Origin of the sequence: Stackebrandtia nassauensis DSM 44728 (assembly GCF_000024545.1) — a bacterium.
GTDB classification, from domain to species: domain Bacteria; phylum Actinomycetota; class Actinomycetes; order Mycobacteriales; family Micromonosporaceae; genus Stackebrandtia; species Stackebrandtia nassauensis.
On record NC_013947.1, the window covers coordinates 4,702,809 to 4,721,926 of the forward strand.

Below are 19,118 nucleotides of genomic sequence, written 5' to 3' on the forward strand. Positions count from 1 at the left end.
GAAACGCGTTTATGTAAGCGAAACTGCGTGTTGACGCTGCCGTCCAACCCTCAACTTGGGCCTCGATTCCGGTAACACATCATCGTATTTCATTTCTGCCCAGGATTGGCAGCCTTGAGCGTCTTGGCCATAGACTCCAAGGCTTCAGCTGCATGACTGATGGTCTTGCCAGCGGCAGAGGTCTTCTTGAGTTGCGGCAAGTCAAGTTCGTATGTCAGCGTTTCGAGTTTCTCGTTCGAGTACAGTCCGTGCGCATCCACAGTGACTTGGACAGGGCTGTCACCGTTTGAACCTAGAAACGTAACCATTGCCCCCAGAGGCCGTACAAACTGTGCGCCCGGCGGAAGAGACTTTATTTTCCACTCGCCCAGCGGCGGATCATCCGGACCTCGTTCAATGACAAGAGGTCGGCTGAATTTGATGTGCACATAGGTGGCCACCGTCGGCCCCTCATTACAGACAACAAGCATTGCAAGTCCCTTCGTATGTTCAGCCGAACGGATATCCGCGAACACATAGGGCTGCATCTGGTCAAGGTGGACTTCCTTCGCATGATCCACAGCAGCTTTCGCGATTCTTGTCTGAAGAATCGTAAGAACGAACGCGCCGACAGCTACGGCAGCTGCCACCCACGCCGCGCCGGTTTCTGAAAACATGGTGATCTCCAATCTCGTACGGCAACGTTATGGATCGGATACGACACAGCGGTAGGGACTTTTGGCCGGGTCGCGGCTGCCAGTAGGACATGCAGGACTCGGTCAGTGCCGCTTTTGGCCGCTGTCTCGCCAAGGTTCAAGGGCGGTTCGGTCGCATCCACGTCGGCCCAGGTTGCGTCGCGTACATCGAGGGTGCCGGTTTGAAGATCAGTCCGTCCCACAGGTCAGTGATTTCGATGAAAACCACCTCGGCCTTTCCCTGGTAAGTTTCTAGCTGTTCCATTCGTATTGGATTTCTCTTTGGCCATTTGAGCGGCTGAACTCGTAGTTCCTTAGCCCGAGGTTTCTCTCGCATGAGGCGATGGCGGTTCCGATCACGCCTGCGAAGTTCTTGTCATCCCACCGCCACGGGTGGCTCTGGCTACCGGGCGGTTGTGAGAGGTCGGGGTTTGTCAAGACTAGTGGCATGTTTGGTAGAACTCTGCCGTTACGTGTTTGGATTGGTTTTGATTGTTCAACGAGCTCGCGCAGTTCGTCGATCTCGTGGGAGGAGAACTCGTCCTTAAGGGTTGCGAATAGGAGGAGGCACCGTACGCCTTTCTCAGACAGTTTGTCCTGTAGAAATCTCAGGTTGGCGATGTCGTTCGCGTCGATGTAGTTGGCAGTTTTTACCTCGCCTAGCACAACCGTCCAGTCGTGGTCGGGCAAATAGACCGCAACATCGACCTCTACGGTCTTTCGGTCTATCGAAACTTCCAACCCAAGCATGTGGGACAGAGGGGGTTCCTCGATGTGCCTCAACTGGCTTAGGAAAGAAGTTGTAGCTAGCGCTGGAAGTAGTGCCTGTACTTGGTCAGCGCGTAGATGGGCTGCCAACCTGTAACGCCACTCAGGTTGGACGAGTGAATGCGATAGGGCAAGTTTGAAAGAATCGCCACAGAACTCACAGGTCATTGTCGTTGCTAGATTATCTGCCGACACGTAGCTATCTGCTCGGCAGGTACTGCATTGCACTCTAAGTGTTGGGACAAAAAGCCCACTATAGAGAAGTCGGTTCAACTGTTGAACTGCGTAGTCCTTTGGGCTCAAACTCCGCTCGTAGAGAGGATCTGGCCAATTTCCTCGTTGGCTCTCAACGGTTTGACGAAGGTGAGGAAGCGTTACTCCAGCGTTCCTGCCTGCTGCGAGTGCAACCGCAGCGCGGTTTCCAGGTTGGCTGAACACGCCACTGAACACTCCGCCGAACTTTTCAGCTGCCCGAGACTGGAACTTGCCAATGTCTGACTGTGTTATTGAAACGGAGTCATCGTCAAAGAGGAGGCGCATGACGTCCTGGTTATAGACGAATGGAAAACGTGCATGATCTCGTTCAGCGGAGACGCCAAGAGCTACTCCTGAGTCTGTCACGCGTGCGTGATCGATTCCTTCCATGCTAAGAGCATGCTTAAGCAACGAAGAGTGGCGCCTGTACGGAGGGATGGAGCCAGTCAATCGTGGATCTTGACCGAAGACACTGTGCAAGTTGATTTCTGCCGCAATGATCCCTCGTGCAATGATATCTGGCTCATCGTTAATGGGTAGTGTCGGCAAAGCAATGTCAAACCAGTGCGCGCCAGGTCTGAAGTCAGCACGGATGGAACGTGTGAATGGGGTTTGAAGCCCTTGGAACTCGAAGCGTGTCCAGCTTTCGCGATCGTAGGGTCGCACTTTCATTCCGTTGCGCGCGGCCACCATTTGTATTGCTTCGGAGATTTCGTGGGACGCGTCGTCGAACCCCCATACACACAGATCCTGTTGGACTTCGGAACCAGCGTTCATACCTCTGTCTGTGACAAAGGGAAGACCTGACGAAATGAGAAGTTTCAGCAGTTCCTCGGTCCCCATTGCGGACACGCCGATAATCTTCGTGCCGTAGACACGCATATTCCAGAACTCTACAACGTCCTCTGGATGGTCAGGTCGCACCACATAGATGCCGGTGAAGCCGTCGAGGTAACCACGTGGATTCGCTCTTATATGGAGGATAGTGGCTGAAAGTACGCCCACGGTCGACCGATTCGGTTCCCGACTCGAAAGAACCTCAAGGTATGGCGCAGACCGCAGTTCGTTGTCGTAGCCATTTGAGGCGAGTGACAAGCCAAGGTGATCCGGGAGACCCCAGTTTGCCGCATACAACAAATCATCCTGGTCTTCACGATCCCATGTTGGTTGAACGAGGGTGGTAGATGTGTCGATGAATGAGCGGACAGGTAGCAGGCCCTTACGGAACCCCTCCTCCTCACCAAAGGGCCCCCAAGGACCGCGACCGCTCCAGATCCATCCGGGTTTCCTCAAAAGAACTCCGAGCGGCCCATCGACCGCATCGGCATCAAGCGAGTCAACGTCGTATTGACGTCCTTGCTGTTCCAACTCTTCGATTGGTGCACCGATGTCGAAAATCGGCATAAACTGGCCGCCCCAGACAGATGACAGTTTCGCGATAGCTTCGCGTACTCCCTCTTTGGATGTTGTGTCGGTGAGGACGCCAACTCGCCACGGGCGAATCATTGCTGTGCCTCGTGCCTCCGCCATATCTGGTGCCATGATTTGATCGTAAAGGGATCACTCGATCACAGCAGCACAGATGGCGGACCGCGATCGTATGCCGCACAGTTGTCGGAAGTGGCCTAGCGTGTAGACAAGGTCTACGGATGTCCGACGGGACCGCGAGATGACCGTTCCCCGATATCTACCGTCGATGAGTCCCATGAGCAAAATCGTGCTCGGCGATCGACGGGTATGGATCGGCACCGACCACAGCTTCTACATCGCTCCAGAAGACAGCAGTGGTGGTGTCCGGTGGGGGGTGGTGGAAGCTCGGTCGACTTGGCGAACCTGTTTGATCAACTTTTGGACGGCAAGAAACATCTGGGCCTCAGTAGCGGACGGCGGCCACCAGAACAACTTCTCGCGATTGCACGGCACAAGTGGACACCAGGAACCGACAGAACGGCCCTGCACATGCCAGGGCCACCCTGCACATCACTGGGTCCTATCAGGACATCCACTGTTCGGCAAGTGTCTCGGCGTCGGTGAGGTAGTCGTCGAGCCGTTGCTTCATGTGGTCAGATTGGTCGACGATCTTGCGAATGGCCAAGAACTGGAGCCGCATCTGATCAGCCGGGGAAATCTCGTCCAGGAGGTGCTCCTCCCCGAACAACACGCGGAACAGTCCTTCCATCGCTAGTGGCTGGAAGGGCGGGTCGGCTTTGCGGAAGTCATGTCGCATCTCGTTCACGAAGCGCTTGATGGCTTCCGGGCTTTGGTCCGCTTCGAACTGGTGGCCAGCCGCACCAGCGAACATCGCTGCTACATAGATGGCATATGCCTCGCGGTCGGCGTCAGGTATCTGCTCGTTAAGTTCCCGGGCTTTGGCTCCGTCGCCCAAAGCCATTGCCTTGACGGTCTCTCGAAACAGCTGGTTACTTGGCATTGCCCTTCTTTCTGATCAACCTAGTTACTCCCTCTACCGCGATGACTGTCAGAACCACAGTCGTCCCAACTACGTCTGACGCCTTCACATCGGTTGCGTAAGACGAGATCACCGGGACGCGGACGTCAGCCTGCGTTGTCGCTGTCGAGTTCCCATAGTCGTGCGGGTCGTAGCCGTCATCGATGGAGAACGAAGCGCTGTCGGTGGCGTCCTTCGATGTGGCAGCGACATCACTGGCGTTTCTGGCGAATGCTCGCCCAAATCGACTGGCCTTCGACCGTGCTGAATCTTCATCGTCAGCACTCTTCAGCTCGGCACGGTGGTCGCTGGTGTCGTCGGGACCTCCTTGTGGTGGTTGTATCGGGTCGCCGATTTTGGCGACGGGTTCGTGATCTTGAGTTGGTGGTTGGCCTCGCGGGGTGGCCACGACTTCGGTTTGGAAGGGTGGCGGACTGGGACTTCTGCTGGTTGAGCTTGTTAATCCTTTGGAGGAGCCTTCGATCTTGTTGCGGTATGCCTGGGCCTTGGTCACGGTTGCCTGGGCAACGGTTTGGGCTTGACCAACCGCCTGCATCACGGTCATCACGTGTGTGGTGACTGCTTCGACTTCGGCATGCTGAGCCTGTGTCAGTGCGTTTTCGGTGTTGCCGTTTGCTTGCTGCAACAAGGTCCCGCTGTTGCCTAGCGACTGGAGAGCCTTGTCAAGGGCGGCGACAGTTTCGGACACCCTGGTTTTGTCCGTCACGCCGCTCAACCCGGTCGTGGCTTCGTCTGCCTGGCTATGAGCGTCGCCCAACTGGCCTATCGCCGATTGCACGTCCCGGGCCACGGCCTGAAGGGTCATCACCACCCCTTCCAGGCCCAGCATGTTCATTTCGTCGATCTTTTCTTCAGTCGTGGTGTTAGTCAGCTCGGCCGCGGTTTTCGCGTTGGTGATCTCGGTGCCGGTCTTTTCTACTTCGCTTTTGATGTCGTCCAGTTCGGACATATTGGTGAGTCTCCGTAATGAGTCAGGGGGGTAATCCGCGCGGACCCTGTGATCAGAAAACGACATGAGTCGATGTCGAGGCCGATGCAGAGGGCTTCGCCATGCGGGGACGCGCATGCATGGATGCAGCCTCGGACTGTGGCAAGCTGAGCGCGCCCGGACTAGGGGCAGCATCAGTTCACGATGCGGCCACGAGAACCTCGCCGCGTGCTCGGCTGTTTGGGTAGTCGCAAGCTCGACTGGCTCTAACGTGGATTTACGGAGTGACCACTGTTTTCGCTGGAATGGGGAAGTGTCGATGCATTGTGCGCCATACACTCTCATGCCTCCGTGAGTCGTGATAGGGGGTGCACCACGAGTGGTGCGTTGAGTCGCATTCGAGGATACGCACCGCGACGACTCCATATGTGACCCCCACCCCACCACTCGCGTGCTCGGGTCCAATGCGAGGTTTCTTAGACAGCAATGAACGAATAGGACGGTACGTACGCCCATTGACGGAAGCATGAGCGCACGACAGCGGGCGCCTCGCTTCGTCGAGGCACCCGCTGTCGTGAATCGGGTTAGCTATCGAATGAACCGTCTTTGATGTCCGATACCCATGCGGCCCAATCAGCAGCCGAGACTGCCAACGCCCCTCCGGAGCGGTTCTTGGTATCACGCACCGCGACTACGCTGCCTGCTCTGGCACCGACTTCTACGCAGTTTCCACCCGAGCTGCCGGTGCGGGTGCTCACCCGCCAAGATGTGATGCCCAAGTTTGGGGGTGTTGGGGCTTCGTTGTTCACTGCTTGTCTACCTCTGACTTGATGAGCTTACGAGATGGCTCGGGGTCAAGGCTGGACTGTAGCAGGAGTTCATATTTCTGCTTGAGGTGATGAATGGCGTCGCCTTCCACACAGACTTCGCCGGAGGGAGTCGTCAAAAGTCCGGCTTCGGGGTATGGGTCGGCGAGAGACAGAACTTCGAAGCTGCCGTTCATCCCGGCATGAAAACCAGCACTGTCGGGTAGGACGCGTAGCTCGATATTTGGCCGCTCAGAAACTTCCGCGAGAAACCTCAGCTGCGGTAGTCCCGCCTCGCTATCGCTTATGGCCCTTCGGATCACGGATTGATCGATGATGGCTCGAAGTGTGATGGGCTCATGCTTGGTGATGATGAGTTGGCGGGTAGTGCGTACGTCATGCCAGCGTTCAAGTCGCTCAGAGCTCGCGTCAGGTTGGTCGGCCGCCATAACCGCACGAGCATAGGCGGAGGTTTGCAGCAAGCCCGGTACCAGGATTGGCTCAAAAGCATCGATGTGAACCGCCTTTGATTCGAGCCAGATGCGGTCCATGAGTTCGGAGGCAAGCTCGCCTGCGAACCCGTCCCACCACCCTTTGCGCAATACGTCGTCGCAGATCTTGAAGACATCGGAGCGCCGTTTCGGATCGTCGATACCGCAGATGCGTAGATACGCCTCAACATGTTGGACACTCGCGGGGTATATGCCGTTCTCCAGCTTGGACACGTTTGCTTGGTTGAGGTGAACCAAGCTGCCCATAGCCCGAACCGTCAAACCTGCTTCGTCGCGCATCTTGCGAAGTTCCTGTCCGAGCCATACGGCACGGATGGTCGGTTTACGTCCTGATGCCATGTCGACACCTCCTAGTCGCTTACGCCTACCCTAAACGATTAGAGATTTTGCCGAAACCCTTCTTTGACTCCAGTAGGCTAAACGTTGCGCAAAATCTGTAAGCATGGTATAACGGATGTACCCACTGGTGATGCCGGTCACGGCCACAGTGAGTACACATAGGATTGAGGCTTCCGCTGCCGCTCTTGAGTGGTGGCGGGGGAATGGTTAAACGACCAGGGCGAGCCGAACAGTTTGGACGCCGTGAGGCTCGCCCTGGTCCAGAAGAGACCGGAGGTCTCCGTCATGAATGACGAAAACGTGCCCGATCTGCTCCCAGTCTGCCAGGCGCTACGCGCCCTAATCGTCAGCGACCCGATCGTAGGCGCGCAGTGGCGTGATCTGGTCGCCGATATGGGCAAGGTCTTCACCACGCACCTGCAACGTCCGGAAGCCTCCCACCGATGCCCTGACCATGCCGGTGCGAGGTCTCTGCGGGCGTCGGGTTGATCGCCTAGTCCGCCGTAGGTGTCCCCGAGAGGTTCGAAGCGGTCTCCTCCGTATCGCGACCGGACCTGAGCGGGGATGGCCGAAGCCCTGCCGCCGACGTTCTCGCCTCCCGGGATCGAAAGCAGCATTCGGTTTCGGCCGGTGGGGCGGCTTCGGTTGTTCACACACCGGACGCGCACAAGTTCGGGGATTGAGTCCCCCCGACGCGCGGCGTCCGCACCGACCGCCCCACCCTCTATCAATCCACAGTCACTATTCGATATTCCTATGTAGGAAGAAGGCGAACATGTCATGTACGCCAACAACAATCACACCGACACCTCCACCAAGGACACCGGTAGGAGACTGATTCGTGAGGAACCACCCATCTGGCCGTCACCGACCAACTCGACACCCTCTCGAAGCGACACCGACACACCCGAATCGCCGTCAAGTCCGATAGTGGTGATGCTCGGATTGTTCACCGCGTGCGGATGCCAGATCTCAGCAACCATGCTCAGCGGCGAAACCCATGTGTTCCTTGACGTGATCTCGCGGGGCGGGTCACGCACCTCACCGCTGGCGACAGTGTCGGGTATCGACAAGCCAGACCCGCGCGTCGCCATCGAGCAAAGCCACCGGCATTGGGCCGAAACACCGGAAGTCCGATGGTTGCTCATTCGCGAAGCGGCGTGGCTATACCGCGCCTGGCTCGCTGACCAAAGGCGCCCGTCGCGCTCGGGTCCGCACGCGCGACCGCGTCCGGCATCCTCAACAACACCCCGTTCCAGCGCCAACGGCGCGGGCGAGTTTCCGAGGGTGGGCTGAGCCATGGCCGCTATCTGCTTGCTGCTCACAATCGCCGCGATCCTAGGGCTAATCGCCGCAATCATCGCCAAAAGCTCGCACCGACCCGACGCGGGCGAGACAGTACGCGACTTCGGTATCGGCGCGTTCATCGCCGCCTGCCTGCTTTGGTTTCTCAGCTGACGTCTCGCGCCGCCTGAACGACCGCAATCTACCCTTCCGATCTTTCGGAGACCTTCATGGACACTCAACAACCGGGGCGGAGCCTGCCTAAGGCACCGAGGCCCTCACGATCTACCGCAAGCCCCGCAAGCGCGAACTCGCTGCGCTCCTGGGCTAAGGCGGCAGCAACCGGTGATACCGAAGCCTTCGTGCGGCTGTACGCCTCCTGCCGAGGCTGGGTACTGGGGCGATGCCGTGCCCAACTGGCCGTGCACGACGCCGAAGACGCCTGCGCCGAGGTGTTCACTCGGGCCTGGCGACACCTCCACTCGGGCAAGACAATCGAGCATCCCCTCGCGTGGCTGGCCACCGTCACCCGGCACTTGATCATCGACTACCGCAAACGCGCCGCACGCACCCCACCATCCGGCGATCTCGCGTGCGACTTCCTTCCCGACATGACCCCGCGCGACGCCGACACCGTTCACGCCGGGCGCTGCGACCCTTCGCCGGGGCCAGCCGACCTCGCCTCCGTCATCGACGTGACCCCGGTCGTGCGCTCGTGGCTGGCCGCACTGCCCTCGCAGGCAAGCGCGGTTGTCACCGGCTATTTGGCCAACGAGGACCCCGCAGCCACCAGCAACCGCCTCGGATGCAGCGTGGCGGCCGTACGGTCCAGTCTCTACCGCGCCCGCAAACACTTGCGCACCCGACTAGCCGCACACGACCTGCCATGCCCGCCCATAAGACGCTGCTGACCAGTCACAACGAGCTGCTGTTTCCTGGTCGTGGCCGTTGTCGCCGCTGTGTCGCCCGCTCGCGGCCTGTCATGGCCTGATGGCTTCTCGGGTCCGGGTCCGGGTCGTGGGAGTGGCAGCGGCTGTCAGGCGTCTGGGTGTGCTGCTGATGGCTCGATGTGGAGGGTGGCAGGTGGGTAATAGGTATTAGTGCGACTGTCTACATGATCAGATACTGTGGACGGTCATTACGGGTCCGCCTTGACCCTTGTCTGCTGACACTTCTCCCTGGGGGTATGTATATAAGTAGGACTCGATCACGGTTCAGTGTTTATACGGCGCGACCAGGCGTAATACCTGTCTCTGGACTGGGTGGTGGTGTCGGAAGCCGTGACGGGGCGGGTGTCGAAAGCCGGGACGAAGGCGGTGACGGGAACGAATCGGAGCATCTAATCCACTCGGGACGAAAACTTTCGGGTCGGGGTTTAGGTCCAGCCGCCGACGCGGTAGTCGTCGCTTCGGCAGTATTTCATGAACTCTAGTGAGTCCAGGCGCTTTTTAGCGGGCGGAATCTGGTCGAGGCGCACGCGGACCTCGTCGTGCCCGACAAGCCACCACACCGCATCGGCAGGGTCGGTCGCGAGTTCGGTGATGGTGGTGGCGACCGGGAACGACAGCGGCCGTTCAGCACGTGCCAAGGCGAGGGTGTGGTGGAAATGGGTTTCTCGACCCGGTTTGTCAATCTGGAGCAGCACCGGCGTGAAGTTGTCCCGCCAGGGCTGGTCGTATTCCTTGTCGTAGGCGTCGATCTTGTCGGCCAAGACATGCAACGGTTCGGTGCCGGTGTCGTGCTCGAACCAAAATTCCAACACCCTGTCATCCATGTGGATGGTGGCGCCTCCGTCGGGCCGGGGTTTGGTGTTGGTGAAGAACAGGCTGGACTCAGCCGAACTCAACCACCGCTCCACCACCCACCCCTCGTCGGCGCGGTGGCGGCAGCACGCGGTCAGGCGGGTGAAGAAGTCGTTGGTGGATTCAGTGTGGCCGCGGTGGGCCGAGTGCATGATCCGCGTCGCTTGATCGAACACGGCCTTCTTGGTCGGAGTCTTGGCATCCGGATTGGTCGCGACAGCATGAACGCAGGCACCCCAATACGCGAGGGTGTAGCGCCAGGCTTGCCGATTGTGCGAACGGTATCGCGTGATGACGTCCAGCTCCACCAGCGTGGATAGGCGGTCGCGGGCGGAGGATTCGGAGTCGAAGAACAGCCGCGCCACCTGCGCTTTGGTCAGCACCTTGTACCGCCCCAACGCATCAATGATCAACCGGTCCCGCTCCTGCAACCGCCCCGCCAGCTCCTCCAAGCCCGCGACCGGTTTCGACCGCTTGCGCCAACTCGTCATGGCGACCCCACCCCCGCTAGCCACGCGGCCAGCTCCGGCCCGTACGCCAACACCAGCAGCCACCCGACGACCAGCAGCATGACAATGCGGCCCCGACGATGGATCAGCCCGTAGAACACGACGAACCAGGCAGCGGCTACGAGCCACCACACCTTCCACCCGAAGTAGATCTGGCGCAGCCAGAAACCAGGCGTGCGACGATACGCCAGCCAACGGCGGTGGTACCACGACCCATCAATCACCTTCCCGTTGTCATCTCGCGGGGGTCCAGCCTCGAACCCCCGCGTCTTCTCAATCCCCAAACTCTTCACCCTCCTTTCATCAGTTGTCGGCAAAGCCAGGGACACCACCCCGCCATTACTCGGCGAGCGGCTTCTTGTGTAGCTCGAAACCACCGCCCGCAGCAGCAATTTCCTGCATCCGTGACCAGCCCAAACGATCACAGGCCAATCACAAGCCCTGATGCGTGACCGTTCGCGGCAGTGATGCCTCGTGGTCAAACCACCAGGCGCGCGGGGCATGGTGTCGCGTTCCCATACCACCGGTGGTGGCCACCGCAACCGTTTGCCGTTGCGGAATCGTTACACGCATGCCGGTCACGCGGGACAGGTGCCGACAACCGTCACCGCTTGTCTGTTTCTGCTCGTGCCGCGTGAGCGGTTGCGCGCAACCGGGGCGTGAGTGTCGGTGGCCGAGCTGGTGGCCGCGCGTGACCGAGAAAAATCCGAAATAGTGACGCAAGTGGCCCGTGAGGTGGTCGACCGAGCTACCATCGACTGCTCTCCACCCAGGTCCAGGTCGCGTCGGCAAGACCAACGTCAATGACTCGACGCCACGTTTCGAGCATCGCGAACAATCCACCATTCGGCCCTGCCCGCCTGCGGTCGCCGTTGCGCCTGTGTGGCCGGATACCGGAATGTTGTTCCCGCACCTGGCAATACCGCCCTACCGCCCTGGGCCGTCCTGAACGGGCCGGGACCGGCATACGTCCCGGTAGGGGTGGTGGGTTCATTCTTTCGGGTGAACGGGCGCTATGTCCGGCCTGCCGGGCTGTCCCTACCCACAACACCCCCGTGTGGGGGTGGTGGTGATGGCCCGTCCGCATTTGCGTATCCGCATCAGGGGTCCGCAGCGCGACCCGCTGGACATACCGCTGTTGGCGCAAGTCGTGCTCATGCTCGCCGCCGAACGTAGCGACACCCCGGACATCGAATCGGCTGGCGAATCGTCTGCGGATCAGACGACCCAGGGCCATCCCAACACTGCCCGGCGCGGTGATAGCGACTGTGGACGGAGGCGTCGGTCATGACCAGCAAACACACGAAAACCACGAAACCAGGGCTGCGTGCGGTCTCGGGTGCGAAACGAGCGGTGTTGTATCTGCGGGTGTCCTCGCAGTCCCAGGTGGACACCGACTACGACCCGGAGGGCAACTCGATTCCGGCGCAGCGCAAAGCCTGTCAACGTAAAGCCGCCGAAATCGGGGCCGAGATCGTGGACGAGTATGTCGAGCCGGGCCGCTCCGCGATGACCGTGGCGGGGCGGCCTCGGTTCCAGGAGATGATGGCGCGTATCAAGAACGCCCGCGACGTCGACATGGTGATCGTGTACGCCCGTTCCCGCATCCACCGCGACGGGATCGACTCCGCGATCACCAAACGCGACTTCCGGCAGGCCGGGGTCACGCTGGTGTCGGTCATGGACTACACCGAGGACACCTACATCGGCGACCTCGTCGCCCACGTCATCGACGGCGTCAACGAATACCAGTCCCGCGCGAGCGGTGCCGACATCTCGTACAAGATGGCGGCAAAGGCCGAACGCGGCGGCACTCTCGGCGTCGCCCGCCTCGGGTACTTGAACGTGACCGAAACCGTGGACGGGCACGAGGTGCGCACCATCGCCGTCGATAGCAAACGCGCACCCTTCATCACGATGCTGTTCGAGCTGTATGCCACCGGCAAGCACTCCTTCAAAGCCCTGCGCGAGGCCGTCACCAAGGCGGGCCTACGCACCCGACCGACGAAGAAGAACCCGGCCGGGACGACGATCTCGGTCGGCAAGATCGGCACCATCTTGCGCGACCGCTACTACCTGGGCTACGTGCAGTACAAGGGCAAGGAGTACAAAGGACGCCACCAGGCGCTCATCTCACAGAAACTGTTCGACCAGGTTCAACACGTCCTCGACGTGCAACGCGGCGGCGGCACCAAAGAGTCTCGCCACAACCACCACCTGAAAGGAGCATTGTGGTGCGACCGGTGCGGCAAACGGTTCATCTTCGAGCCCGGCCGCTCACATACCGGCCGCCGCTACTACTACTTCGCCTGCGCCGGACAAAAACTCCACGCCTGCGACATGCCGCGACTGCCCGCCCACCTCGTCGAGGCCGAAGTCGAACGCCACTACGCCACCCTTGCCATACCGGCCCAAGCCGCCAACCAACTACGCCAGGCCATGGACGAAGCCATCAACTCGTCACAAAAGTCGACCGCCGAGCTACGCAAGGCTCTCAACAACGAGTGCAAACGTCTTGAGGCTCTGGAGGATCAGTACATGGAACTCGTCGGACATCCCGACTGGCCACAAGACAAACTCACCGCCAAAATGCGCGACATCGCCATCGAAAAAGCCGACCTCCACGCGCGCCTGGCCGAAGCCGACATCACCGAACTCATCAACGGCCACAAAACCATCACCGCACTGCTCGACCTACTCAACGACCCACAAGCCGCCTACCGCTCCGCCAGCGACGACACCAAGAAATACTTCACCAAAGCCTGCTTCACGAAACTGTTCATCAACGCCGACCACCACACCCACACACCCGTCATCGCCCGCGACCAGCTCGCAAAACCACTAACACCACTACTACCCGCCACCCGCACCTTCGCCCCCACACAACGCAAAAGCGGCGCCCCCATAACAGGGGGCACCGCTCATGCCCAGGGTTCAAAGATGAACCACGTGGTCGGGCTGACAGGACTTGAACCTGCGACCCCCGAGCCCCCAGCTCGGTGCGCTACCAAACTGCGCCACAGCCCGATTGTTCTTGGTCGTCCCTTGGGGGTGAACGACCCTGGATACTCTAACCCAAGTCCCAAGCGCCCCGCCTCCGGGTTAACGCTTCCCCGCCTTGGCCGAACGCTTGCCCCGCTTCTCTCTGGCCTTGACCGACAACACGATCGGCGAGCCCGCGAAACCGAAGTCCTCCCGCAGCCGCCGCTCGATGTAGCGCAGGTACTGCGGATCCAGCTGGCCCGAGGTGAACACGACGAACTTCGGCGGCCGCACGCTGGCCTGGGTCATGAACAGCACCTTGGGTGCCTTGCCGCCCCGGATCGGGTGCGGGTGGGCGGCGACCAGTGCCGCGACCCACTGGTTGAGTTCGCCGGTGGGGACGCGCTGCTCCCAGCCTTCCAGTGCCGTGTGCAGGAAGGGGGTGAGCTTGGCGACGGAGCGACCGGTGGCCGCGGAGATGTTGACCCTCGGCGCCCACTGCACCCGACGCAGGTCGCGGTCGATCTCGCGGGAGATCTGGAACCGGCGGTCCTCGTCGACGAGGTCCCACTTGTTGAACGCGATCACCAGCGCCCGCCCGGATTCGACGACCTGGGTGATGACGCGCTGGTCCTGTTCGCTGATGGGCTCGGAGGCGTCCAGCAGCACGACGGCGACCTCGGCGGCCTCCACGGCCGACTGGGTGCGCAGCGAGGCGTAGTACTCGGTGCCGCTGGCCTGCTTGACGCGTTTGCGCAGCCCGGCGGTGTCGACGAACTGCCAGGTCTCGCCACCGAGTTCGATGAGGCTGTCGACGGGGTCAACGGTGGTGCCCGCCACCGAGTCGACCACGACCCGGTCCTCACCGGCGAGCCGGTTGAGCAGGCTGGACTTGCCGACGTTGGGTTTGCCGACCAGCGCGACCCGGCGGGGTCCGCCCTCGGTGTCGTCGTCGACGGAGGGCAGCTCCGGCAGCGCGTCCAGGATGATGTCGAGCAGGTCGCCGGAGCCTCGGCCGTGCAGGGCCGAGATCGGGTGCGGCTCACCGAGGCCCATGGACCACAGCTGGGTGGCGTCGGCCTCGGCGCGAACGCTGTCGACCTTGTTGGCGACCAGGATGACGGGCTTGGCGGCCCGGTGCAGCACCCGCGCGGCGGCGTCGTCGACGTCGGTGGCGCCGACGGTGGCGTCCACGACCAGGACGATGACGTCGCTGGCGGCGATGGCCTGTTCGGCCTGCGCGGCGATGGCGGCGGCCCGGCCGACGGCGTCGGGTTCCCAGCCGCCGGTGTCCACGACGGTGAACTTGCGGCCGTTCCACTGCGCGTCATAGGCGATCCGGTCGCGGGTGACGCCGGGGACATCCTCGACGACGGCCTGCCGGCGCCCGATCAACCGGTTGACCAAAGTGGACTTGCCGACGTTGGGTCGCCCGACGACGGCCACGATGGGTACCGGGCCGGTGTCGGTGTCGGTGTCGGCATTGCTGAAGTCGTCGAGCGCGGGCTCGGCGCTCATGTGGTTCCCCCGCGGGTTATGAGTTCGTGAAGTGCCGTGATGACCTGGTCCAGGTCGAGGTGCGTGGTGTCGAGGACGACCGCACCGGGGGCCGCGTCGTGCGGCCGGGTGGTCTTGGCGTCGGCGGTGTCGCGACGCTTGATGTCGGCGGCGGTGGCGGCCAGGTTGGCGCCGTTCTGGGTCGAGCGGCGCCGGGCGCGCTCGGCCGGGTCGGCGGTCAGGTAGACCTTCAGGTCGGCGTCGGGCGCCACGACCTCGCCGATGTCGCGGCCTTCCACGACGATGCCGTTCTCGGCGGCCTTGATGATGTCGCGCTGGCTGGTGATGAGGTACTGCCGCACCTCGGGGATGGACGACACGGCCGAGACGTTCGCGGTGACCTCGTCGCCGCGGATGTCGGCGTCGACGTTCTCGCCGTCGAGCCGGGCGTAACGGTCGGCCGGAGTGGTGCCGAACTCCACCTTGGCGGTCTCGACGACCTTGATGACGGTCTGTTTGTCGCCGAGGTGAACCCCGGAGCGCAGCACGGCCAGCGTCGCGGTGCGGTACATGGCACCGGTGTCGAGGCAGGCGGCACCCAACTCGGTGGCGAGCCGGCGAGCTACGCTGGACTTTCCTGATCCGGACGGTCCGTCGATGGCGATGACACCGTTGAACGCCTGGGTCGTGTTCACGTCTGCTTCTCCTCGCTGCGGTGGGCACCCTTATCTATGATGCCTGTTGTTCGCCTGCTGTGGGGTACCTGGTCACCTATGTGTTTGGGCACGTTTCACAGGCCCACGGTGCGGTAGAGGGAGGCGATCTCGTCGGGGCGGAGTTTACGCAACGTCCCGGGTTTCAGGTTGGCCAGCCGGATGTCGCCGATCGCGGTGCGCACCAGCCGGTTGACCGGCAGTCCCACCTCGGCCAGCAGCCGCCGCACGACGTGCTTGCGGCCCTCGTGCACGACGATCTCGACCAGCGCCTGGTCGGCGTGCTCGTCGATGACCTTGAAGTCGTCGACGGTGACCGGTCCGTCCTCGAGCACGACCCCGGCCGCGAGCCGCCGGGCGATGGCGGGCCCGGCGTAACCGGTGACCTGGCAGCGGTAGGTCTTGGCGATCTCGTAGGACGGGTGGGTGAGCCGGTTGCCCAGCTCACCGTCGTTGGTGAGCAGCAGCAGGCCCTCGGATTCGGTGTCGAGGCGGCCGACGTGGAAGACGCGTTCGCTGATCCCGGCGGTGAACTCGTTGAGGTCGGGGCGCTTCAGCTCGTCATCCATCGTGGACACGTAGCCCCGGGGCTTGTTGAGCGCGAAGTGCACCAGCTTGGTGTCGGTGATGACGCGTTCACCGTCGACGTGGATGACGGCGTGCTGCGGGTCGACCCGGTTGCCCAGTTGGGCCTTCTTGCCGTTGACGGTGACCCGCCCGGCGGCGATCAGGTTCTCGCAGGCGCGGCGGGAACCGATCCCGGCGGCCGCCATCACCTTCTGCAGGCGTACGCCTTCGGGTTCAGCGGTCATCGGCTTCTCCGATCTCGTTGACGTCGTCGGGCAGGAACGGCGCCAGTGGGGGGAGTTCTTCCACGGAGTTGAGGCCGAGCTTGTCCAGGAACAGTGCGGTGGTGCGGTACAGGTTGGCGTTCGTGTCGGGTTCGGTGCCACATTCGGCGATGAGCCCACGAGTGGTCAGGGTACGGATGACCCCGTCGCAGTTGACACCCCGGATCGCCGAGATCCGGCCCCGGGTCACCGGCTGCTTGTAGGCGACGACGGCGAGGGTCTCCAGGGCGGCCTTGGTGAGCCGGACCTGCTGACCGTCCAGGACGAAACGCTCCACATAGGGCGCGAAGCTCTCCCGGGTGTAGTAGCGCCAGCCGCCGGCCTGGCGCCGCAGGTCGAAGCCGCGGTTGTCGCCGGTGTACTCGGCGGCCAGCCGACGCAGCGTCCCGACGATCTCGCCCTCGGGACGGCCCAGGGTCTGGGCCAGGATGGTCTCGGAGACCGGTTCGTCGCTGACCATGAGGATCGCCTCCAGCGTCCCGGCGAGGTCCTGCGACAGCGGCAGCGGCTCGGGTTCGGGTTCCGGCGCCTTGACGGGCTCGGGTTCCGGCCGCGGCGCGTCGGTGTCGGCGGGAGTCTCGGCGACGCCGTCGGACACCGGCTCGGCGAACTCCACCGGCTCGTCGGCCGGGGTGTCGCGCGGCTCCTCACGTTGCCACGGCGGGCTCCACTCGGCGATGTCGGCGGCGAGCGACCCGCTGGTCCCCTGCTCCTCGGCGGGTTCGGCGTTGTTCACTCGGACTCCTCGGCTTCGGCTGCTTCCCCGGTCGCGTCGGTGGCCTCGGCGGGCGCACCAACGTATTCGTCTACTTCGATGTCACTGGAGTCCTCGGCGGCCACCCAGCGCACCGTCAGCTCCCCCAGCGCCTGCACCTGGTCGAAACCGACCATGCCCTCCCGGTACAGCTCCAGCAGCGCCAGGAACCGGGCCACCACCTCGAGGGTGGACTCGCAGTCGCTGGTCAGGGCCCGGAACGTGGAGGTGATCACACGTTTGAGGCGCCGCTGCAGGATGATCGCGTGCTCACGGACGCTGACGCGCACCATGTGGACGTGGTCGACCCCCACCGTGGGCGGCGGTTTGGGTTTGAGGGCGGCGGCGGCCATGGCCGCCAGCTGGTCGGCGCCGATGTTGAGCACCAGTTCCGGCAGCGCCTCGGCGTAGCGGGATTCCAGTCCGGCGGTGCGGGGGAAACGCAGCGCCGCGCCCTCGGTGAGCTTGTCGATGTGCCCGGCGGCGTCCTTGAACGCCTTGTACTGCAACAGCCTGGCGAACAGCAGGTCGCGGGCCTCCAGCAGCGCCAGGTCCTCCTCGTCCTCGACGTCGGCCGAGGGCAGCAGCCGGGCGGCCTTGAGGTCGAGCAGGGTGGCGGCGATCAGCAGGAACTCGCTGGTCTCGTTGAGGTCCCAGTCGTCGCCCAGCGATCGGGTGTAGGAGATGAAGTCGTCGGTGACCTGATGAAGAGCCACCTCCGTGACGTCGAGCTTGTGCTTGCCGATGAGCTGGAGCAGCAGGTCGAAGGGGCCGGTGAAGTTGTCGAGCCGGACCTGGAAGCCCTTCGCGTCGGTCTCGGCGGGCAGCTCGGCGTCGCCCGCGCCGTCGGCTTGCGGGTCCGGCAGTGTCGCGACCGCACTGTCTGGCTCGCCGGGGCGCTCGGAATTCACGTCCGACAGCCTAATGTGCCTGCTTGCCGAGGTTGCGCCGGTGCCGGTTTCGCCGGAACTCAGCGCCGGTTGTCCTGAGCCGCGATGACCTCGCGCGCCAGTTGGCGGTAGGCGCGGGCGCCGGACGAGGCCGGTGCCCAGGTCGTGATCGGTTCACCGGCCACAGTGGTCTCCGGGAATCGGACGGTGCGGGTGATGACGGTCTGGTACACCCGGTCGCCGAACGCCTCCACGACCCGTTGCAGCACCTGCCGCGAGTGGGTGGTGCGCGAGTCGTACATGGTGGCCAGGATGCCGTCCAGCTCCAGGTCGAAGTTGAGCCGTTCGCGGACCTTGTCGACGGTGTCCAGCAGCAGCGCGACCCCGCGCAGGCTGAAGAACTCGCACTCCAGCGGCACCAGGACGCCGTGGGCGGCGGTCAACGCGTTGACGGTCAACAGGCCCAGCGAGGGCTGGCAGTCGATGATGATGAAGTCGTACTCACTCATCACCGGGCGCAGCAGCCGGGCCAGGGTCTGTTCCCGGGCGACCTCGTTGACCAGTTGGATCTCGGCGGCCGACAGGTCGATGTTGGCGGGCAGGACGTGCAGTCCGGCGACGTTGGTCTTGACGATGACGTCCTCGATGGAGACGTCGTTCTGCATCAGGAGGTTGTAGACCGTCAGGTCCAGGGTGTGGGGGTTGACGCCGAAGCCCACCGACAGCGCGCCCTGCGGGTCGAAGTCGACCAGCAGCACCTTGCGGCCGTATTCGGCCAGCGCCGCACCGAGGTTGATGGTGGTGGTGGTCTTGCCGACGCCGCCCTTCTGGTTGGCCATCGCGACGACGCGGGCCGGGCCGTGGCGTTCCAGCGGCTGGGGTTGCGGTATCTCGCCGCGCCCGGTGTAGGTCTCGGGGTCGGCGACAGCCGAGTCGGCGTCCATATCGGCCACCGGAGTCGCGGCGCTACGCAGCGCCGCCCACTTGTCGCCTGAGTCTGGACTGTTCATTCCCGCCCTCCAGGTGTGTGTCCGATTTCGGTGACGTTTGCGTGGCCGCCCGCCTGTGCGACTGTACGCCACTT

General features: G+C 62.6%; 19 protein-coding genes, 1 tRNA gene and 1 pseudogene. 5 read left to right on the plus strand and 16 right to left on the minus strand.

Going from position 1 to position 19,118, the window contains the following annotated elements; all coding sequences use genetic code 11:
- Window positions 1–89: 89 nt before the first annotated feature.
- The 6 genes from SNAS_RS35355 to SNAS_RS21765 all read right to left on the minus strand — a co-directional run bounded on the left by SNAS_RS35355 (window position 90) and on the right by SNAS_RS21765 (window position 6,752).
- The gene (locus SNAS_RS35355; protein WP_169313915.1) at window positions 90–668 is read right to left on the minus strand and encodes a hypothetical protein; all 579 of its coding nucleotides are present in this window, start codon (window positions 666–668) and stop codon (window positions 90–92) included.
- Between the two features lie 258 nt (window positions 669–926).
- Window positions 927–3,239, minus strand: a complete 2,313-nt coding sequence (locus SNAS_RS35360; protein WP_144300594.1) for a hypothetical protein — start codon at window positions 3,237–3,239, stop codon at window positions 927–929.
- A 451-nt stretch (window positions 3,240–3,690) separates the two neighbouring features.
- On the minus strand, window positions 3,691–4,128 hold the full coding sequence (locus SNAS_RS21755; protein ID WP_013019630.1) for a hypothetical protein: 438 nt from the start codon (window positions 4,126–4,128) through the stop codon (window positions 3,691–3,693).
- Window positions 4,118–5,116: a hypothetical protein gene (locus tag SNAS_RS21760; RefSeq protein WP_013019631.1), complete on the minus strand. Its 999-nt coding sequence runs from the start codon at window positions 5,114–5,116 to the stop codon at window positions 4,118–4,120. Before SNAS_RS21760 ends, SNAS_RS21755 begins: the two co-directional genes overlap by 11 nt.
- A 563-nt stretch (window positions 5,117–5,679) precedes the next feature.
- The gene (locus SNAS_RS34315; protein ID WP_083787194.1) at window positions 5,680–5,904 is read right to left on the minus strand and encodes a DUF397 domain-containing protein; all 225 of its coding nucleotides are present in this window, start codon (window positions 5,902–5,904) and stop codon (window positions 5,680–5,682) included.
- Window positions 5,901–6,752 carry a helix-turn-helix domain-containing protein gene (locus SNAS_RS21765; protein WP_013019632.1) on the minus strand — a complete coding sequence of 284 codons (852 nt, stop codon included), beginning with the start codon at window positions 6,750–6,752 and terminating at the stop codon, window positions 5,901–5,903. Before SNAS_RS21765 ends, SNAS_RS34315 begins: the two co-directional genes overlap by 4 nt.
- A gap of 285 nt (window positions 6,753–7,037) precedes the next feature.
- Between SNAS_RS21765 and SNAS_RS21770 the strand changes: the two genes are divergently transcribed.
- The 4 genes from SNAS_RS21770 (at window position 7,038) to SNAS_RS21780 (ending at window position 8,947) form a co-directional block, all read left to right on the plus strand.
- Window positions 7,038–7,241, plus strand: coding sequence for a hypothetical protein (locus SNAS_RS21770; protein ID WP_144300595.1), 204 nt, complete (start codon window positions 7,038–7,040; stop codon window positions 7,239–7,241).
- Between the two features lie 291 nt (window positions 7,242–7,532).
- Complete coding sequence (locus SNAS_RS35365) at window positions 7,533–8,048, plus strand: hypothetical protein (RefSeq protein ID WP_144300596.1); 516 nt, start codon at window positions 7,533–7,535, stop codon at window positions 8,046–8,048.
- 3 nt (window positions 8,049–8,051) lie between these two features.
- The gene (locus tag SNAS_RS35915) at window positions 8,052–8,210 is read left to right on the plus strand and encodes a hypothetical protein (protein WP_013019634.1); all 159 of its coding nucleotides are present in this window, start codon (window positions 8,052–8,054) and stop codon (window positions 8,208–8,210) included.
- A 188-nt stretch (window positions 8,211–8,398) separates the two neighbouring features.
- Entirely contained in the window at window positions 8,399–8,947 is a 549-nt protein-coding gene (locus tag SNAS_RS21780; protein ID WP_041625108.1) for an RNA polymerase sigma factor, read from the plus strand.
- Window positions 8,948–9,411: 464 nt separating this feature from the next.
- Here the strand turns inward: SNAS_RS21780 and SNAS_RS21785 are convergent, their stop codons facing one another.
- Both SNAS_RS21785 and SNAS_RS21790 read right to left on the minus strand, forming a co-directional pair.
- The gene (locus tag SNAS_RS21785) at window positions 9,412–10,329 is read right to left on the minus strand and encodes a replication-relaxation family protein (RefSeq protein WP_013019637.1); all 918 of its coding nucleotides are present in this window, start codon (window positions 10,327–10,329) and stop codon (window positions 9,412–9,414) included.
- Window positions 10,326–10,571 (minus strand): hypothetical protein, encoded by a 246-nt coding sequence (locus SNAS_RS21790; RefSeq protein ID WP_144300597.1) that lies wholly within the window; start codon window positions 10,569–10,571, stop codon window positions 10,326–10,328. Before SNAS_RS21790 ends, SNAS_RS21785 begins: the two co-directional genes overlap by 4 nt.
- A 1,063-nt stretch (window positions 10,572–11,634) precedes the next feature.
- Here SNAS_RS21790 and SNAS_RS37745 point away from each other — a divergent pair.
- Window positions 11,635–12,723: pseudogene (locus SNAS_RS37745) on the plus strand (recombinase family protein); the annotation flags it as partial.
- 105 nt (window positions 12,724–12,828) lie between these two features.
- Here the strand turns inward: SNAS_RS37745 and SNAS_RS21805 are convergent.
- From SNAS_RS21805 to SNAS_RS21840, 8 genes are all read right to left on the minus strand, one after another.
- Complete coding sequence (locus tag SNAS_RS21805; protein WP_041625112.1) at window positions 12,829–13,017, minus strand: hypothetical protein; 189 nt, start codon at window positions 13,015–13,017, stop codon at window positions 12,829–12,831.
- A 280-nt stretch (window positions 13,018–13,297) separates the two neighbouring features.
- A tRNA-Pro gene (locus SNAS_RS21810) sits at window positions 13,298–13,374 on the minus strand.
- A gap of 75 nt (window positions 13,375–13,449) precedes the next feature.
- Window positions 13,450–14,847 carry a ribosome biogenesis GTPase Der gene (der, locus tag SNAS_RS21815; protein WP_013019639.1) on the minus strand — a complete coding sequence of 466 codons (1,398 nt, stop codon included), beginning with the start codon at window positions 14,845–14,847 and terminating at the stop codon, window positions 13,450–13,452.
- Window positions 14,844–15,521 carry a (d)CMP kinase gene (cmk, locus tag SNAS_RS21820; protein WP_013019640.1) on the minus strand — a complete coding sequence of 226 codons (678 nt, stop codon included), beginning with the start codon at window positions 15,519–15,521 and terminating at the stop codon, window positions 14,844–14,846. Before cmk ends, der begins: the two co-directional genes overlap by 4 nt.
- 95 nt (window positions 15,522–15,616) lie before the next feature.
- Entirely contained in the window at window positions 15,617–16,351 is a 735-nt protein-coding gene (locus SNAS_RS21825) for a pseudouridine synthase (RefSeq protein WP_013019641.1), read from the minus strand.
- The gene (scpB, locus tag SNAS_RS36880) at window positions 16,341–17,126 is read right to left on the minus strand and encodes an SMC-Scp complex subunit ScpB (RefSeq protein ID WP_013019642.1); all 786 of its coding nucleotides are present in this window, start codon (window positions 17,124–17,126) and stop codon (window positions 16,341–16,343) included. Before scpB ends, SNAS_RS21825 begins: the two co-directional genes overlap by 11 nt.
- Entirely contained in the window at window positions 17,123–18,055 is a 933-nt protein-coding gene (locus SNAS_RS21835; protein ID WP_013019643.1) for a segregation and condensation protein A, read from the minus strand. Before SNAS_RS21835 ends, scpB begins: the two co-directional genes overlap by 4 nt.
- Window positions 18,056–18,114: 59 nt before the next feature.
- Window positions 18,115–19,044 (minus strand): ParA family protein, encoded by a 930-nt coding sequence (locus SNAS_RS21840; RefSeq protein ID WP_013019644.1) that lies wholly within the window; start codon window positions 19,042–19,044, stop codon window positions 18,115–18,117.
- Window positions 19,045–19,118 lie beyond the last annotated feature (74 nt).

Coding starts and splice junctions, on each gene's coding strand:
- SNAS_RS35360 (WP_144300594.1), bottom strand. CDS start 3,239: ATGGCACCAGATATGGCGGAGGCACGAGGCACAGCAATGATTCGCCCG.
- SNAS_RS21755 (WP_013019630.1), bottom strand. CDS start 4,128: ATGCCAAGTAACCAGCTGTTTCGAGAGACCGTCAAGGCAATGGCTTTG.
- SNAS_RS21760 (WP_013019631.1), bottom strand. CDS start 5,116: ATGTCCGAACTGGACGACATCAAAAGCGAAGTAGAAAAGACCGGCACC.
- SNAS_RS21765 (WP_013019632.1), bottom strand. CDS start 6,752: ATGGCATCAGGACGTAAACCGACCATCCGTGCCGTATGGCTCGGACAG.
- SNAS_RS21770 (WP_144300595.1), top strand. CDS start 7,038: ATGAATGACGAAAACGTGCCCGATCTGCTCCCAGTCTGCCAGGCGCTA.
- SNAS_RS35365 (WP_144300596.1), top strand. CDS start 7,533: ATGTACGCCAACAACAATCACACCGACACCTCCACCAAGGACACCGGT.
- SNAS_RS35915 (WP_013019634.1), top strand. CDS start 8,052: ATGGCCGCTATCTGCTTGCTGCTCACAATCGCCGCGATCCTAGGGCTA.
- SNAS_RS21785 (WP_013019637.1), bottom strand. CDS start 10,329: ATGACGAGTTGGCGCAAGCGGTCGAAACCGGTCGCGGGCTTGGAGGAG.
- der (WP_013019639.1), bottom strand. CDS start 14,847: ATGAGCGCCGAGCCCGCGCTCGACGACTTCAGCAATGCCGACACCGAC.
- SNAS_RS21825 (WP_013019641.1), bottom strand. CDS start 16,351: ATGACCGCTGAACCCGAAGGCGTACGCCTGCAGAAGGTGATGGCGGCC.
- SNAS_RS21840 (WP_013019644.1), bottom strand. CDS start 19,044: ATGAACAGTCCAGACTCAGGCGACAAGTGGGCGGCGCTGCGTAGCGCC.